Annotated in this window: 12 protein-coding genes; 10 read left to right on the top strand and 2 right to left on the bottom strand. The window is 70.8% G+C overall.

What is annotated here, in order from left to right; translation table 11 throughout:
- The first annotated feature begins 12 nt into the window (after positions 1-12).
- The 4 genes from CLV43_RS48715 to CLV43_RS34735 all read left to right on the top strand — a co-directional run bounded on the left by CLV43_RS48715 (position 13) and on the right by CLV43_RS34735 (position 9,010).
- Positions 13-1,287, top strand: coding sequence for a hypothetical protein (locus CLV43_RS48715; protein WP_211304697.1), 1,275 nt, complete (start codon positions 13-15; stop codon positions 1,285-1,287).
- A 114-nt stretch (positions 1,288-1,401) separates the two neighbouring features.
- Complete coding sequence (pulA, locus tag CLV43_RS34745; protein WP_106192750.1) at positions 1,402-6,948, top strand: pullulanase-type alpha-1,6-glucosidase; 5,547 nt, start codon at positions 1,402-1,404, stop codon at positions 6,946-6,948.
- A gap of 68 nt (positions 6,949-7,016) precedes the next feature.
- Positions 7,017-7,499 carry a MarR family winged helix-turn-helix transcriptional regulator gene (locus CLV43_RS34740; protein ID WP_106192748.1) on the top strand — a complete coding sequence of 161 codons (483 nt, stop codon included), beginning with the start codon at positions 7,017-7,019 and terminating at the stop codon, positions 7,497-7,499.
- A 62-nt stretch (positions 7,500-7,561) separates the two neighbouring features.
- Positions 7,562-9,010: a DHA2 family efflux MFS transporter permease subunit gene (locus CLV43_RS34735; protein WP_106192747.1), complete on the top strand. Its 1,449-nt coding sequence runs from the start codon at positions 7,562-7,564 to the stop codon at positions 9,008-9,010.
- Here the strand turns inward: CLV43_RS34735 and CLV43_RS34730 are convergent.
- Positions 9,007-9,678, bottom strand: coding sequence for a hypothetical protein (locus tag CLV43_RS34730; protein WP_146175014.1), 672 nt, complete (start codon positions 9,676-9,678; stop codon positions 9,007-9,009). The genes CLV43_RS34735 and CLV43_RS34730 overlap by 4 nt on opposite strands.
- A 106-nt stretch (positions 9,679-9,784) precedes the next feature.
- Here CLV43_RS34730 and ndk point away from each other — a divergent pair, with 106 nt between their 5' ends.
- Positions 9,785-10,195, top strand: coding sequence for a nucleoside-diphosphate kinase (gene ndk / locus CLV43_RS34725; RefSeq protein ID WP_106192743.1), 411 nt, complete (start codon positions 9,785-9,787; stop codon positions 10,193-10,195).
- Positions 10,196-10,406: 211 nt separating this feature from the next.
- On the top strand, positions 10,407-11,192 hold the full coding sequence (locus tag CLV43_RS47305; protein WP_146175013.1) for a hypothetical protein: 786 nt from the start codon (positions 10,407-10,409) through the stop codon (positions 11,190-11,192).
- 216 nt (positions 11,193-11,408) lie between these two features.
- Here the strand turns inward: CLV43_RS47305 and CLV43_RS34720 are convergent, their stop codons facing one another.
- On the bottom strand, positions 11,409-11,999 hold the full coding sequence (locus tag CLV43_RS34720; RefSeq protein WP_106192742.1) for a GNAT family N-acetyltransferase: 591 nt from the start codon (positions 11,997-11,999) through the stop codon (positions 11,409-11,411).
- A gap of 57 nt (positions 12,000-12,056) precedes the next feature.
- Between CLV43_RS34720 and CLV43_RS34715 the strand changes: the two genes are divergently transcribed.
- From CLV43_RS34715 to CLV43_RS34700, 4 genes are all read left to right on the top strand, one after another.
- Positions 12,057-12,992 (top strand): ABC transporter ATP-binding protein, encoded by a 936-nt coding sequence (locus CLV43_RS34715; RefSeq protein ID WP_106192740.1) that lies wholly within the window; start codon positions 12,057-12,059, stop codon positions 12,990-12,992.
- Positions 12,992-13,801 carry an ABC transporter permease gene (locus CLV43_RS34710; RefSeq protein ID WP_106192739.1) on the top strand — a complete coding sequence of 270 codons (810 nt, stop codon included), beginning with the start codon at positions 12,992-12,994 and terminating at the stop codon, positions 13,799-13,801. Before CLV43_RS34715 ends, CLV43_RS34710 begins: the two co-directional genes overlap by 1 nt.
- Positions 13,802-13,803: 2 nt before the next feature.
- Entirely contained in the window at positions 13,804-14,649 is an 846-nt protein-coding gene (locus CLV43_RS34705) for an ABC transporter permease (RefSeq protein WP_245887181.1), read from the top strand.
- 78 nt (positions 14,650-14,727) lie between these two features.
- Positions 14,728-16,695: a TIGR03960 family B12-binding radical SAM protein gene (locus tag CLV43_RS34700; protein ID WP_106192737.1), complete on the top strand. Its 1,968-nt coding sequence runs from the start codon at positions 14,728-14,730 to the stop codon at positions 16,693-16,695.
- Positions 16,696-16,731: the final 36 nt, after the last annotated feature.

Raw genomic sequence — 16,731 nt, 5'->3', positions numbered from 1 at the left:
TAGGGTGTTCGGGTGCCCATCGCGTTCGACACCACCGGTTTGCAGCAGCACGACCAGACGACCTGGTACAACCCCGTCACGAACGACCAGGTCAGCTTGGACTACTTCGACGTGGTGCCCGACCTGCCCGCGGCCCTGGACGACCTCGGGGTGCTGCGGCACGGGCTCGCGCACCTGACGGCCGAGGCGGGCTGCCTGATCGAGGCGCACGTCGTGCACCTGGGCGGGGAGCCCGCGCTGTTCCAGATCGTCAAGCTGCCGATCCCGAACCAGCCGAGCGGGCAGGCGTTCCTGGCGACGTTCACCGTGCCCAGGGCGAACGCGAGCGCGGTGCTGAAGTTCCAGGCGATCGAGCAGGGCGCGACCGGCGTGCGCGAGGCCGTGCTGATGGGGCAGCTGGGGTTCGACAACTGGTTCCAGCCGCACCCCTACGCCCCGGAGCTGCAGGGGAAGCTGCCGTTCCACATCGGCGACGACCCGCGCTGGGACGCCCAGTTCCCGCAGCACCCGCTGTCGCGCGCGCGGGCGTGGGCGCACCACGTGGCGCGGACCGGCACGGTCGACCCCCGGTTCGCCGCGCTGCCGCCGTTCGAGCCGGTCCCCGACGTCGGCGCCACGCTCACGACCGTCGTGCCGGGCATCCCGATCGGCGGGTACCTGCCGCTGTGGCTGGACGACGACGACGTCAGCTACTGGCGGATGACCGACCCCGGCACCGTGCTCGGCAAGCTGGGGAAGGGCGCGCTGGCCCGCGTTCCGGTGCTGGACACCAGGTTCCGCGACCTCGTCGCGCTCGACGAGGGCAGCTCCACGATCATGCTCGCCGACCGCTACGGCTCCGAGGACGGCGGGATGTCCGGCGGGCTGAGCCCGCTGGTGCGCGTCCCCGAGGCCGAGGCGCGGTCGGCCGTGACGGCGGAGACGGTGCTGGACGCCTTCCGCTGGGTCGGCCTGGTGTCCGAGGCGGCGGCCGAGCGCGGCGAGTACGTCGCCGTCGAGCCGGGCGGGGTGACCTACCGGGAGAAGCCGTACGTGCTGATGATCGTGCGGCAGCACAAGGGGCAGATGTTCTCCGTGGTGGAGACGGCGCCGGTGCCCGACGAGGCGCCGATCTGGCACGACCAGCTCGTGCACGAGAACGCGACCGGCCAGACGATGAGCGGACCGGCGAGCCCGGAGACCATCCGCGGCGGTGGTCTGCTCGCGATGTACGCCACGACCACGTGGGACCTGCACCCGTCGCGGCTGTGCCTGTCGTTCGGACCGAACCCGCACAAGACCCCGTAGTCGCAACTATTTGCAGCCCGTCGGCGCTTGTCGGCCCAACGTTGTCGTGGTTTGGTGCGTTCGCCCGGACGTCGTGCGGGTGGTTGCGCAAGCTTTTGCGACAAGGAGGTCGCCGTGCGCCGGGTACTCGCCGCGCTGGTGTCGTTGCTGATCATCCCCCTGGTGCCGCTGGTCTCGACGGCCGCGCCGAAGGCCCCGGCGCTGGCCGTGGGTGCGGTGGGGGACGTCGCGGCGGGTGTGCGCAGCGGTGACCAGCGGCTGGCGCGCAACGCCTTGCGGGAAGACCTGACGGGTGAGCGGTTCTACTTCGTGATGCCCGACCGGTTCGCGAACGGCGACCCGCGCAACGACCGCGCCGGACAGCCCGACGACCGGCTCAAGTCGGGGTTCGACCCCGCCGACAAGGGCTTCTACCACGGTGGTGACCTGGCCGGGCTGCGCGACAAGCTGGACTACCTGGACGGCATGGGGATCACCGCGATCTGGATGACGCCGGTGTTCCGCAACCAGTGGGTGCAGGGCACCGGCGCGGACGCCTCCGCCGGCTACCACGGCTACTGGACCACCGACTTCACCAGCCTGGACCCGCACTTCGGGACCACGCAGGAGATGCGGCGGCTCATCTCCGACGCGCACCGCCGCGGCATCAAGGTGTTCTTCGACATCGTCGCGAACCACACCGCCGACGTCATCGACTACGCCGAGGGCAGGCACGACTACCTGAGTACCGGCGCCGTGCCGTACCTGGACGCCTCCGGCAAGCCGGTCGACATTGCCGCGGTCGCGGGCCGGGCGGACTTCCCGAAGCTGGACGCCGCGAGGTCGTTCCCGTACACGCCGGTGGCGAAGCCCGGTGTGCGCAAGTCGCCGGACTGGCTCAACGACACCACGCTCTACCACAACCGCGGCGACTCGACGTTCAGCGGCGAGTCCGCCGAGTACGGCGACTTCAACGGCCTCGACGACCTGATGACGGAGAACCCGAAGGTCGTCGCGGGCATGGAGAAGATCTTCACCAGCTGGGTCGACACCCTCGACATCGACGGCTACCGGGTCGACACGGTCAAGCACGTCAACATGGAGTTCTGGCAGGCGCTCGCGCCGCACGTGAAGGCGTACGCGGCCAAGCGGGGCAAGGAGGACTTCTTCGTCTTCGGCGAGGTCTTCAGCTCCGACCCCGCGCTGACCTCGTCCTACACCACGACCGGGCGGATGCAGGCGAGCCTCGACTTCCCGTTCCAGAGCGGCGCGGTGAACTTCTTGGCGGGGCAAGGGGCCTCGGGCCTCGCCGACGTGCTGCTGGCCGACGACCGGTACACCGACGCCGACTCCAACGCGTCCTCGCTGCCGACGTTCCTGGGCAACCACGACATGGGCCGGGTCGGCTGGATGCTCCGCCAGCAGCGGCCCGGCATCGGCGAGGCAGAGCTGCTCGACCGGCTCGAGCTCGGCAACGCGCTGATGTACCTGTGGCGCGGCAACCCGGTCGTCTACTACGGCGACGAGCAGGGCTTCGCGGGCGGTGGCGGCGACAAGCTCGCCCGCCAGGACATGTTCGCCAGCAGGACGCCCGAGTACGCGGCCGAGGACCTGATCGGGAGCGACCGCACCGGCGCGCAGGACAACTTCCGCACCGACTCGCCGCTGTACAGGCAGCTCGCGTCGCTCGCCGGGTTCGTGGACGCCGACCCGGTGTGGCGCGACGGCAACCAGGTGCTGCGCTACGCCGAGGGCGACGTGGTCGCGTTCAGCCGGATCGGCGCCGCGGAGCAGACCGAGCACGTGGTGGTCGCGAACGCGGGCACGGCCGCGACGACCGTCGACGTGCCGGTGGCGGCAACCGCTTTCCGCACGGTGTGGCCCGCCGCGGGTCCGGGCCCGACCCGCGTGGACGGCAAGGTGCGGGTGACCGTGCCGCCGCTGTCCGCCGTGGTGCTGGAGGCGACCGGCAGGCTGACGGCGGCCACCCCGGCGCCCACGCTGGTCGTCCCGCCCGCGGGCACCAGGCTGGACCAGCGCGTCGAGCTGCGGGCCGACGGCATCACGTCGCCGTTCGCGCAGGCCAGCTTCGCGGCGAAGGTCGAGGGCGCGCGGGAGTGGACGCCGCTCGGCACCGACGACGCCGCGCCGTACCGGGTGTTCGCCGACGTGGCGAAGCTGCCCGGCGCGGCCGTGGGCAAGAAGGTGGAGGTCCGCGTCGTCGCGAAGGACGCCAAGGGGCGGCTGGGCGCGGACGGCGCGACGCTCACACTGGTCGCGGCGCCGCCGGTGGAGCAGCCCGGTGGCGCCGGGAGCCCGGACTGGCTGGTCGTGCACTACAACCGGCCCGCGGGCGACTACGACGGCTGGGGCCTGCACGTGTGGGGCGACGTCGTGGACGCGCCGACCTGGGGCGCGCCGCTGCCGTTCGCGGGCGAGACCGGGTACGGCCGGTTCGCGTGGGTCAAGCTGAAGCCCGGCGCGCGGTCGGTCGGGTTCATCGCCCATCGCGGCGACGAGAAGGACACCGACGGCGACCGGTTCGTCGACCCCTCGGTGACGCCGCAGGTCTGGCTCGGCCAGGGCAAGGCGACCGTGTTCGGGTCCGAGGTCGCGGCGACCGGGCAGGCCGTCGTGCACTACGCCGGTGACACCACCGGGCTCGTGGCGCGGGCCGGCGGTGTCGACACCCCGTTCACCGACGGCGTCGCGCGGGTCCCGGCGACCGCGCCGGTCGAGTTCTCCCTGGTGCGCGGCGGGACCACCGAGGTCACCGGGCGCGCCGCGGGGTCGGTGTGGGTCGACGGCGGCAAGGTGTACACCTCGCTCGCGGCGTCGCAGAACCGGGCGGTGATCCACTACCACCGGCCCGACGGCACCTACGCGGACTGGACGCTCTACCACTGGACCGGCTCGCAGGAGCCGAGTCCGGGCTGGAACCAGTCGCGCGTGCCGGACGGGTCCGACGGCTTCGGCGTCTACTGGTCGGTCCCGCTGGCGCCCGGCGCGCCCGGTCTCAGCAACATCATCCACCGCGGTGACACCAAGGACCCCGGCGCGGACCAGTTCCTGGACGTGGCGGGCACCGGCAACGAGGTCTGGTTCGTCTCCGGCTCGACCAAGGCGGACGGCTCCGCGTCCTACGTGCTGCCGCCGTCGACCGCACCCGCGGCGGACGACGACCTGACCAAGTCGAAGGCCATCTGGATCAGCAAGGACCTCGTGGTCTGGGACGTGCCCGCGGTCGCGACCGACGGCTACCAGCTGCGTTACGGCGACCGCCAGTTCCGGATGGTGCCCGACCCGACGCCGGTGCCCGCGAAGTTCCCGCACCTGGCCGGGAAACCGGTGTACCGGGTGCTGGCGTCCGATGTGGACAGCGCGGTGCGCGAGCAGCTCTCCGCCGTGCACCTGGACTCCGGTGGTGCCATCCGCGACCGGACGGGTGTGCAGATCGCCGGTGTGCTGGACGACCGGTACGCCGCGGCGGCGGCGAAGCTCACCTACGGGCCGACGTTCTCGGGCGGTCGCGCCACCGTCCGGCTGTGGGCTCCGACCGCGAAGTCGGTGCGGCTGCGGCTGTTCGGCACCCCGTCGGGGAACCCGACCCGCGTCCTGGACCTGCGCCGCGACGACGCGTCGGGCTCGTGGTCGCTCTCGGGCGACTGGAAGGACCAGTACTACCAGTTCGAGGTCACCGACGCCCGGCGCACGGTCGTGGTGACCGACCCGTACTCGCTCGCGCTGTCGGTGGACTCGACGCACTCGCAGTTCGCCGACCTGGCCGACACCCGCACGATGCCCGGCGGCTGGCGCGAGGACGTGGCGCGCGGCCTGGACGGCGACCCCACCGAGCACGGCATCACCGAGCTGCACGTGCGCGACTTCTCCATCGGCGACCAGTCCGTGCCCGCGGCCGAACGCGGCACGTACAAGGCGTTCACCCACCCCGACTCGACCGGCATGACGCACCTGAAGGCGTTGGCGCGGGCGGGCATGGACACCGTGCACCTGCTGCCGACGTTCGACATCGCCACCATCCCCGAGAAGCGCGCCGACCAGCAGGTTCCGCAGTGCGATCTGGCGTCGCTGCCGCCCGACTCGCCCGCGCAGCAGGAGTGCGTGGCTGCGACCGCCGCCCGCGACGGCTTCAACTGGGGCTACGACCCGTTCCACTACGACGTGCCCGAGGGCTCCTACGCCACCGCGGACGCGCAGAACGGCTGGGCGCGGACCAGGCAGTACCGCGAGATGGTGAAGTCGTTGCACGACAACGGCAACCGGGTCGTGGTCGACGTGGTCTACAACCACACCGCGGCCGCGGGCGACGCGCCGACGTCCGTGCTGGACAAGGTCGTACCCGGCTACTACCAGCGGCTCGACCTCGACGGCACCATCGCGAACTCCACGTGCTGCGCCAACACGGCCACCGAGAACGCGATGATGGGCAAGCTCGTCGTCGACTCCGTCGTCCGCTGGGCCAGGCTGTACAAGGTCGACGGCTTCCGCTTCGACCTCATGGGCCACCACCCGAAGGCGAACATCCTGGCCGTGCGCGCGGCCCTGGACGAGCTCACCGTCGCCCGCGACGGCGTGGACGGCAGGAAGATCCGGATCTACGGCGAGGGCTGGGACTTCGGCGAGGTCGCGGGCAACGCGCGGTTCGTGCAGGCCACCCAGGCGAACATGGCGGGCACCGGCGTCGGCACGTTCAGCGACCGCCTGCGCGACGCCGTCCGCGGCGGCGGCCCGTTCGACGCCGACCCCGGCGTGCAGGGCATCGGCTCCGGCCTCGCGGGCGACCTGAACTCCTCGCCCAACAACGGCGACGTGCCCTCCCGGCTGGCCAACTACACCGACCTGGTCAAGCTCGGGATGGCGGGCAACATGGCCGACTTCCGGTTCCGCTCCACCGCGGGCCCGGACGTCACCGGCCGCCAGGTGCCCTACAACGGGTCGCCCGCCGGGTACACGGGCTCGCCGTCCGAGGTGATCACCTACACCGACGCCCACGACAACGAGACCCTGTACGACGCGCTGGCGTTCAAGCTGCCGCCGACCACGTCGATGGCCGACCGCGTCCGCATGCAGACCCTCGCCCAGGCTCCCGTCCTGCTCGGCCAGGGCCAGCCGTTCATGCTCGCGGGCAGCGAGTTCCTGCGCTCGAAGTCGTTGGACCGCAACAGCTTCGACTCCGGCGACTGGTTCAACCGCTACGACCCGTCCCTGCGCTCCACCGGCTTCGGCGCCGGTCTGCCGCCCGCCCCGGACAACCAGGACAAGTGGCAGTACTCCCGGCCGCTGCTGGCGTCGCCGTCGCTCAGGCCCACGTCGGCCGACCAGCGCAAGGCGTTGGACGGCGCCCTCGAGCTGCTGCGCATCCGCAGGTCCTCGCCCCTGTTCACGCTGAACGACGCCGCTCTCGTGCAGACCAAGCTGTCCTACCCGGCGGCCGAGTCCGGCATCGTCGTCGCGCACCTGGACGACACCGCCGGCCCGGACGTCGACCCGAACCGCCGCGGCGTCCTCGTCATCATCAACCCGTACCCCCAGGGCAAGGCCATCGGCCTGCCCGGCGCCGACTGGTCCCCGCACCCGCTGAGCACCGACGCGCACGCCACCACGATCAGCGGCGGCACCGCGACCGTGCCGGGTCGTTCGGTGGTGGTGCTGGTGCGCTGAGAACGGTGTCATCAGAACGTTCCGCAAGAAAACAATCCTGCTGTAGACGATCCCGGTACCCTGGAGCCATGACCCCGCGAAACGTCGACCTCCTGATGCTGCTGCAGCTCACCAGCCACGCGCTGGAGACCGAGATGGCCGCCCGGCTGGCGGCGATCGGGGTCTCGCCGCGGGCGCACTGCGTGCTGACCAACGCGGCGGCGGGGGAGCGGACGCAGAGCGAGCTGGCGGAGCTGTCGAACCTCGACAAGACCACGATGGTCGTGACGATGGACGCGCTGGAGAAGGCGGGGCTGGCCGAGCGGCGGCTGTCGAGCACCGACCGGCGGGCGCGGATCATCGTGGTGACCGACGAGGGGCGCGAGATCGTCGGGAAGGCGCACCAGGTCGTGCAGGAGCTGTACGAGGACGTGCTGGGGACGTTGCCGGACGAGCAGAGCGAGGCCCTGGTGGACGGGCTGTCCGGGCTGCTCGCCGGGCGGTTGGCGGAGAAGGTGCCGTGCGACAGCCCGCCGCGGCGGCGGGCGGTGCGGTCGGTGGTTAAGAAATAGATCGTCCCGTTCGGAACTATCTGCTACGGTCACTTCTGGTGATGGACCAACCAGGGGGACCGATGACTGACACCACCCGACGGCCCGCGGACCCGAGATGGCTCGCCCTCGTGGTGCTGTGCGCCGGGATGCTGATGATCGTCCTGGACCAGACGATCGTGAACGTGGCGCTGCCCGCGATCCAGACCGACCTCGGCTTCAGCCAGGCCGGGCTCGCGTGGATCGTGAACGCCTACCTGATCGCGTTCGGCGGCCTGCTGCTGCTCGCCGGTCGCCTCGGCGACCTGATCGGCCACAAGCGCGTGTTCGTGCTGGGGCTGGTCGTGTTCACCGTCGCGTCACTGCTCTGCGGTCTCGCGACGGCACCGGAGCTGCTCATCGGGGCGCGCTTCGTGCAGGGCGTCGGCGGCGCGCTGTCGACGGCCGTGACGCTGGGCATGATCGTGCGGATGTTCCCGGAGCCGGGGGAGCAGGCCAAGGCGATCGGCGTGTTCAGTTTCGTCGCCGCCGCGGGCGCCTCGATCGGGCTGCTCCTGGGCGGGGTGCTCACCCAGGTGCTGACCTGGCACTGGATCTTCTTCGTGAACATCCCGATCGGCGTCGCCGCGGTGCTGCTGGCCACCCGGCTCATCCCGGCCAAGCCGGGCATCGGGCTCGGCGGGGGCGCGGACGTCGTCGGCGCGGTGCTGATCACGGCGTCGGTCATGCTCGGCGTCTACACGATCGTCAAGGCCGAGACGCACGGCTGGGGCTCGGCGCACACCCTCGTGCTGGGCGCCGTGGCCGTGGCGCTGCTGGTCGGGTTCGTGGTGCGGCAGGCGAAGGCGGTGAACCCGCTGCTGCCGCTGCGGGTGTTCCGGTCGCGCAACGTCGCCGGGGCGAACGGCGCGCAGATCCTGCTGGTGGCCGGGATGTTCGGCATGTTCTTCCTCGGCACCCTCTACATGCAGCTGGTGCTGGGCTACGACGCCCTGCAGATCGGGCTCGCGTTCCTGCCGATCGCGGTGTCGATCGGCGCGCTCTCGGTCGGTTTCTCCGCCCGGCTCAACGCCCGGTTCGGCGAACCGCGGGTGCTGCTGGTCGGCATGGGGCTGATCCTCGTGGGGCTGCTGGTGTTCGTGCGCGCGCCCGTGGACGGCCACTACGTCGAGCACCTGCTGCCGGTGATGCTGCCGCTGGGGATCGGGTTCGGCATGTCGTTCCCCGCGCTGATGACGCTGGCCATGTCCGGCGCGACACCGGACGACGCGGGCCTGGCGTCCGGACTGGTCAACACGACCGCGCAGGTCGGCGGCGCGCTCGGGCTGGCTGTCCTGGCCACCACGTCCACGTCCCGCACGACGGCGCTGCTCGCCGAGGGCGTGCCGACTCCCGAAGCCCTGACCAGCGGCTTCCACCTGGCGTTCGGCATCAGCGCGGCACTGGTCGCGCTCGCCGTCGTCGTGGCCGTCACGGTGATCCGACCCATCCCGGCCACGGCGGAAGCGCCCCGACCGGTGGTCGTGCACTAGTGGTCGGTCAGCTCCTCGCGCGAGCGGACGTCGTCGTCCCGCAGGATCACGAACTTGCGGCTCTTGGCCTCCAGCACCTTGAGGAAGCCGGGCGGCGTGTCCACCACGTAGTACTCGTGGGTGCCGCTGGTCGTCTCCACCCGTTCCAGCGGCACCCACGGCGTCGCGACCACGGCGGCGACGACCAGCGCCGCGATCACCGTCGAGGCGCCGGACCGGTGCAGCACGAACGCGATCGGGTCGCGCAGCCGCGGGTGCCGGTGGGCGCGCTCCAGCACCACCAGCACGGCGGCCAGCGCGGCCGCGCCCGCCGGGACCCACCAGAGGTGGTAGGTCTTGATGTGCGAGATCAGCATCGCCACCAGCACGACCAGCAGCAACGTCCCGCCGAACCGCATCCGCGTCCGGTCGACGCGGGTCGCCTGCAGGTACGCGACGGTGAACGGCAGCGCCACGATCAGCAGCACGCTGCTGATCCGCCGGTCCGCCATGAACGTGCCGAGGAACAGGCCGGGCGCGTCGTCCAGGTCCAGCGTGTGCAGCAGCGCGAACGCCGTGTGCCAGTCGTAGTGCGCCACCGCCAGCAGCCGCAGCAGCACGAACAGCACGGCGGCACTGGTCAGCATCGAGCCCGCGTGGCTCTTGGCGGGCTCGGTCGTCTCCGTCACGGCGAGCACTATCCCATCGGGGCGCCCCGCGGTCGGTCGCTACCCTGTGCGTGGCCGCCCGTGTCACGGGTTCCGCCATTCCCCGTACGAAGGAGTACAGACGGCCGTGTCTGAGCGCACCCTGGTCCTGGTCAAGCCCGATGGCGTCAGCCGTGGTCTGGTCGGCGAGGTGATCGCCCGCATCGAGCGCAAGGGCCTGACCCTGGCCGCACTCGAGCTGCGCACCGTCGACCGCGCCACCGCCGAGCAGCACTACGCCGAGCACGACGGCAAGCCGTTCTTCGGCGACCTCGTCGAGTTCATCACCGGCGGCCCGCTCGTCGCGATGGTCGTCGAGGGCACCCGCGCCATCCCCGCCTTCCGCCAGCTCGCAGGCGGCACCGACCCCGTCGAGAAGGCCACGCCCGGCACCATCCGCGGCGACTTCGGCCTCGAGGTCCAGTTCAACCTCGTCCACGGCTCCGACTCCCCCGAGTCCGCCGAACGCGAGATCAAGCTCTGGTTCCCGGCTCTCTGAGCTGCGGACGACAACGGCCCGGCTCCTTGCTGGGGTCGGGCCGGAATGTCGTCAGTTGGTGCGGATGGTCTATGCGTAGAGTTGGTCAGAGGCTCGTGTAGCCGAGCAACCGTCCTACAGCGTTGAGGTCGTCGTGCTATCTGGTTTTGAGGCGGCGGTAGTCAAGCAGGTTGCTCCTGCGGTCCGGCTCATACCTCGCGGGTTGGCCTGGGTGAAACGCGTGTCTGGTGGAGATCACTCCGCGATCCAGGCGGCGAAGCCGGTGCACCACACCACTCAGGGGCGGTTCTGGCTCTTCGTGGCGGTTGCGCCGACAAGGGCGCCGAAGCAACTGCAGCGGGGAGACTTCGGTTCCTGGGCGAAGAGACTCGCCAGTCTTGTTCTGCCGGAGCCGTTCGAACTGGACTACTTCGATGGTGACCTCGCCCGCTTCCTGGTGCCTGCCCTCGATACGCCATCGCTCGCGATGCACATCCTGGACGTTCATCGTTCCGGATTGGTCGATCTCCGGTGGGGACTGGACATGCCGGTTGTCGACGGCGCTGCGGAACTGCCGCTCGCCGAGGTGATGACGGTGCTCCATCGCGTGCTGGACGTTGCCCGACAGGATGCATTTCGAGCACTCTGCAAGAAGCGTTGGGCAGGTAGTCGCCGCCGCCTCGATTGGCGTGTCGGGCTTGCTCCACACGTCAGCGACCAAGGCGGGCAAGTACCCTGGTCGAAGATTGTTTTTCCTGGTCGTGAGCCTGAGTTCCGAGCGGCCAACCGATGGACCCCATGCCCGCCTGAGGGGTATGGGGCCGAGAGGCTGCGGTCAGTACGGCCGAACGTCAAGCCGCAGGCCGTGATCGAACCGGTGCTACGTGACCTTCTCGCGGTCGCGGGCTATCTAGGCGTTGATGACTGTGTGTCCGATGTCTTGGCCATGCCACCATCAGCACCTCCTGCGGCTGCTCTCCCGGGATCAGGGGATAGTCACTCTGAACTGGGCAAATAGTCTGGTGCTCGATTGCGGCCATGCGCACACTCGACTAAGCCGTTCTTCGGCGACCTCGTCGAGTTCATCACCGGCGGCCCGCTCGTCGTGATGGTCGTCGAGGGCACCCGCGCCATCCACGGCGACTTCGGCCTCGAGATCCAGTTCAACCTCGTCCCGTCCCGGATCGCGCTGCGGTCCGGGCCGTTGTGCTGCCGGGCCGGTATCGCTAACCCCTCACGGCGTGCGCCTGCTGGGCGACGACCCCAGACCGCCGGGGGTCGAGCCGTGCAGGACGACGTGCGGGGCGTAGCCGAGGGGGAGGTGCATGCGCACCGAGTCGAAGCGGGTGTCGCCCACGGCGATGGAGTTCGGCAGCCTGCCCCACTCGCGGAAGCCCAGCGACTCGTACAGCTCGATCGCCCCGAGGTTGTTGCCGCGCACCCCGAGGTACACGACCTCCAGGCCGGCGGTCCTCGCGTGGTCGACGGCGGCGGCGACCACCACGCGGCCGAGGCCGAGGCCGCGGGTGGAGGGGTGGGTGGTGACCTTGCCGAGCTCGGCGCAGTTCTCGAACACCTGGGCCGGGTCGCGCTGCCACGTGGCGGTGGCGCGGACGACGCCGTCGACGCGGGCGACCACGAGGGCGGCGTCGCCCTTGCGGACGCGCGGCAGCAGGCGGTCCAGCCAGGCGTCGGTGTCGGGCCTGCCGGGTGGGCGCTGCCAGCCGATCGCGCCACCGGCGGCGACCACGGCGTGCAGCACGTCGTGCACCTCGTGCCGCAGCCGTTCGTCGGCGTCCTCCGGCCAGCCCAGCTCGATCTCCATGGGGTGCAGGCTAAAACGGCACCGGATTTGTCGGTGCACCCGGTTAATGTCGCACCCGTGACCACACCCGAACCCGTCCTCGTCAGGGCAGGCGCCCTGACCAAGCACTTCGGCGACTTCGAGGCCGTTCGGGGGATCGACGTCGAGGTGCGCAGAGGCGAGGCGTTCGGGTTCCTGGGGCCCAACGGCGCGGGCAAGTCGTCGACGATGCGGATGATCTCCTGCACGTCGCCGCGCACCGGTGGCGAGCTGAGCGTGCTGGGGCTGGACCCGGACACCGACGGCCCGCGGATCCGGGCGCGGTTGGGGGTGGTGCCGCAGACGGACAACCTCGACACCGAGCTGACGGTGCGGCAGAACCTGCACACCTACGGCCGGTACTTCGGCCTGTCCCGGTCGACGGTGCGCGAGAAGGCGGCGGAGCTGCTGGAGTTCGCGCAGCTCACCGACCGGGCGGACCACGAGGTGGAGCCGCTCTCGGGCGGCATGAAGCGCAGGCTGACGATCGCCCGCTCGCTGATCAACGACCCGGACCTGCTGCTGCTCGACGAACCGACGACGGGGCTCGACCCGCAGGCCAGGCACCTGCTGTGGGAGCGGCTGTTCCGGCTCAAGCAGTCCGGCGTCACGCTGATCATCACCACGCACTACATGGACGAGGCCGAGCAGCTGTGCGACCGGCTGGTCGTCATGGACGGCGGCCGGATCGCCGCGGAGGGCTCGCCGAGCGAGCTGATCAACCGGTACTCGACCCGCGAGGTGCTGGAGCTGCGGTTCACGCCCGGCACGCAGGACGCGGTGGTGCCGTCGGTGGTCGACCTCGCCGAACGGGTGGAGGTGCTGCCGGACCGGCTGCTGCTCTACACCAAGGACGGCGAGGGCGCGCTGGCCGCGGCGCAGGCGCGCGACGTGCGCCCGCTGTCGAGCCTGGTGCGCCGCAGCACGCTGGAGGACGTCTTCCTCCACCTCACCGGCCGCACGTTGGTGGACTGATGGACACGATCCCCAGCCGGTCGACCGGCGTCGTCGTCGGCCCGGTGCGCGCCGTCCTGCTCGGCGTCGAGAAGCACTGGACCTGGTACCGCCGCAACTGGCGGTCCACGGCCATCTCCAGCTTCCTCCAGCCGGTGCTGTTCCTGCTGGCCATGGGCGTCGGCTTCGGTTCGCAGGTGCAGCCGGGCGAGGCCACCGGTGGCCACTCCTACCTCGTCTACCTGGCGCCCGCGCTGGTGGTCGTGACGGCGGTGCAGAACGCGACGTGGGAGTCGACGTACGCGATCCTGTCCTCGTTCATCTGGCAGAAGTCGTACTGGGGCGCGGTCGTCACGCCGATCACCCCGGCGCAGATCTTCTACGGCCAGCTGACCTGGATCGGGTTGCGGCTGGTCAGCAGCGCCGTGGTGTTCCTGGCCGTCGCGGCCCTGCTCGGCGCGGTCAGCGGGCCCGGTGTGCTGCTGGCGCTGCCGTTCGCGGTGCTGGCGGGCCTGGCGTTCGCGGCGCCCGTGGTCGCGTTCAGCGCGACCAGGGAGACCGCGGAGGGCTTCACCGGGTTGTTCCGGTTCGTGGTCATCCCGATGACCCTGTTCACCGGCGCGTTCTTCCCGATCACGCAGCTGCCGGGGTGGCTGCGGCCGGTCGCCTGGATCACCCCGATGTGGCACGGCGTCGAACTCGCCCGCGGCGCCGCGTTCGGCACCCTCCAGCTCCTCCCGGCCCTCGCGCACCTCGGATACCTGCTGGTGATGGCCGCGGTCGGGATCGTGCTGGGGCGCAAGTACTTCCGACGCAGGCTGGCGGTGTAGACGTGACGCGGACGATCGACCAGGAGAGCGCGGAGGTCCGTCCCGGTTCGGGGCTGTTCCTGCGGATCGTGCCGCCGGGCCTGTACGCGGGGCGGGCGCGGGTGCTCGTGGAGCGCTCGTTCCTCGTGTACCGGCGGGCGTGGCTGTCGTTCGTGTCCGGGTTCTTCGAGCCGCTGTTCTTCCTGCTGTCGCTGGGCTACGGCTTCGGCAGGCTGGTCACGGAGGTCGAGGGTCCCGGCGGGCACCTGCTCAGCTACCCGGTGTTCGTCGCGCCCGCGCTGCTCGCGGCGTCGGCGATGAACGGCGCGGTGTTCGACGCGACCTACAACATCTTCTTCAAGTTCAAGTACGCCAAGCTCTACGACGCCATGCTGGCCACCCCGCTCGGCCCGCTGGACATCGCGGTCGGCGAGATCTCCTGGGCGCTGCTGCGCGGCGGCATGTACTCGGCGGCGTTCCTGTCGGTCATGCTCGGGATGGGCCTGGTGACCTCGGCGTGGGCGCTGCTCGCCCTGCCCGCCTGCCTGGTCGTCGCGTTCGCGTTCGCCGCGGTCGGCATGGCCGCGACCACGTTCATGCGCTCCTGGCAGGACTTCGACCTGGTCCAGCTCGTGGTGCTGCCGCTGTTCCTGTTCTCCACCACGTTCTACCCGCTGTCGGTCTACCCGAGCGCGGTGCGGACCGTCGTGACGTGGACGCCGCTCTACCACGCCGTCGAGCTGCTGCGCGGTCTCACGACGGGCGTCCCGAGCTGGAGCATGCTCGGCGACCTCGTCTACTTCGCCGTCATGGCCGCGGTCGGGCTCGTGATCGCGGCGAGGAGGTTGGGAACGCTGCTGCTCAAATGAGTCCCGGACCTGGTCGGACGCCTACCGGGCCACTCTCCGGTTAGTCCGTCCGGAGTGATGCCGTTACCCTGGACCACCGTGACGGTCGAGTCGGTCTTCCCCATGTTGGAACCCCTCCTGCCCAGGGTCTCGAAGCCCGTGCAGTACGTGGGGGGCGAGCTGAACGCGACCGTCAAGGACTGGGAGAGCGCTACCGTCCGCTGGGCGCTCATGTACCCGGACGCCTACGAGGTCGGGGTGCCCAACCAGGGCGTCATGATCCTGTACGAGATCCTCAACGAGCTGCCGGACGTGCTCGCCGAGCGCACCTACGCGGTGTGGCCGGACCTCGAGGCCCTGATGCGCGAGCACGGCGTCCCGCAGTTCACCGTCGACGGGCACCGCCCGCTCGGCGCGTTCGACCTGATGGGCATCAGCTTCGCGACGGAGCTGGGCTACACGAACATGCTGACGGCGCTCGACCTCGCGGGCATCCCGCTGCACTCCGAGGACCGCACCGACGAGCACCCGATCGTCGTGTCGGGCGGGCACGCGGCGTTCAACCCGGAGCCCATCGCGGACTTCGTCGACTGCGCCGTGCTCGGCGACGGCGAGGAAGCCGTCCTGGAGATCACCGACATCGTCCGCGCGTGGAAGGCCGAGGGCTGTCCCGGCGGCCGCGACGAGGTGCTGACCCGCCTCGCCGAGACCGGCGGCGTGTACGTGCCGCGCTTCTACGACGTCGAGTACCTCCCCGACGGCCGCATCCAGCGCGTGGTGCCCAACCGCGAGCGCGTGCCGTACCGGGTGTTCAAGCGGACCACGATGGACCTCGACGCGTGGCCGTACCCGAAGCAGCCGCTGGTGCCGCTCGCCGAGAGCGTGCACGAGCGGATGAGCGTGGAGATCTTCCGCGGCTGCACCCGCGGCTGCCGGTTCTGCCAGGCGGGCATGATCACCCGCCCGGTGCGCGAGCGCTCCATCGAGGGCATCGGCGCGATGGTCCAGCGCGGCCTGGAGGCGACCGGTTTCGAGGAGGTCGGCCTGCTCTCGCTGTCGAGCGCGGACCACTCGGAGATCGCCGAGATCACCAAGGGCCTCGCCGACCGCTACGAGGGCACCAACACCGGCCTGTCGCTGCCGAGCACCCGCGTCGACGCGTTCAACGTCGACCTGGCCAACGAGCTGTCCCGCGGCGGTCGCCGGTCCGGTCTGACGTTCGCGCCGGAGGGCGGCAGCGAGCGGCTGCGCCGGGTGATCAACAAGATGGTGTCCGAGGAGGACCTCATCCGGACGGTCAGCACGGCGTTCGCGAACGGCTGGCGGCAGGTGAAGCTGTACTTCATGTGCGGCCTGCCGACCGAGACCGACGAGGACGTCCTGCAGATCGCCGAGATGGCGAAGAACGTGATCCGCGCGGGCCGCGAGGTCAGCGGCCGCAAGGACATCCGCTGCACCATCTCCATCGGCGGGTTCGTGCCCAAGCCGCACACGCCGTTCCAGTGGGCGTCGCAGTGCGACCCGGACACGGTCGACAGCAGGCTGGCCAAGCTGCGCTCCGCGATCAACTCCGACCGCAGCCTGGGCCGCAACATCGGCATGCGCTACCACGACGGCAAGCCCTCGCTGATCGAGGGACTGCTGTCGCGGGGCGACCGCCGCATCGGCCGCGTGATCGAGCGCGTGTGGCGCGAGGGCGGCCGTTTCGACGGCTGGTCCGAGCACTTCTCCTACCAGCGCTGGGTGGGCGCCGCCGAGGCCGAGCTGCCGGAGCTCGGAGTCGACCTGGCGTGGTTCACCACGCGCGAGCGCGAGGAGCTGGAGGTCCTGCCGTGGGACCACCTGGACTCGGGCCTGGACAAGGAATGGCTCTGGGCGGACTGGCGCGACGCGCTGGACGAGCGCGAGCAGGACGACTGCCGCTGGACCCCGTGCTTCGACTGCGGTGTCTGCCCGGCGATGGGAACGGACATCGAGGTGGGTCCGACGGGTCGCACCCTGCTGCCCCTCACGCCGGTCGGTGGCGGTTCCCCGGTGCGCGACACGGCATTGCTCGCCAAACCCTGACGCGTCAGGGCATACCGGGAACGCTCCCAGAACCGG

Origin of the sequence: Umezawaea tangerina (genome assembly GCF_003002815.1) — a bacterium.
Lineage (GTDB): Bacteria > Actinomycetota > Actinomycetes > Mycobacteriales > Pseudonocardiaceae > Umezawaea > Umezawaea tangerina.
The sequence above is the reverse complement of the archived record's forward strand: the minus strand, read 5'-3'. Positions and strand labels throughout refer to the sequence as shown.

What these genes read in the sequence shown, in the direction of transcription:
- CLV43_RS34740 (WP_106192748.1), top strand. Translation starts at nt 7,017, where the DNA reads ATGACCCCGCGAAACGTCGACCTCCTGATGCTGCTGCAGCTCACCAGC.
- CLV43_RS34735 (WP_106192747.1), top strand. Translation starts at nt 7,562, where the DNA reads ATGACTGACACCACCCGACGGCCCGCGGACCCGAGATGGCTCGCCCTC.
- CLV43_RS34720 (WP_106192742.1), bottom strand. Translation starts at nt 11,999, where the DNA reads ATGGAGATCGAGCTGGGCTGGCCGGAGGACGCCGACGAACGGCTGCGG.
- CLV43_RS34710 (WP_106192739.1), top strand. Translation starts at nt 12,992, where the DNA reads ATGGACACGATCCCCAGCCGGTCGACCGGCGTCGTCGTCGGCCCGGTG.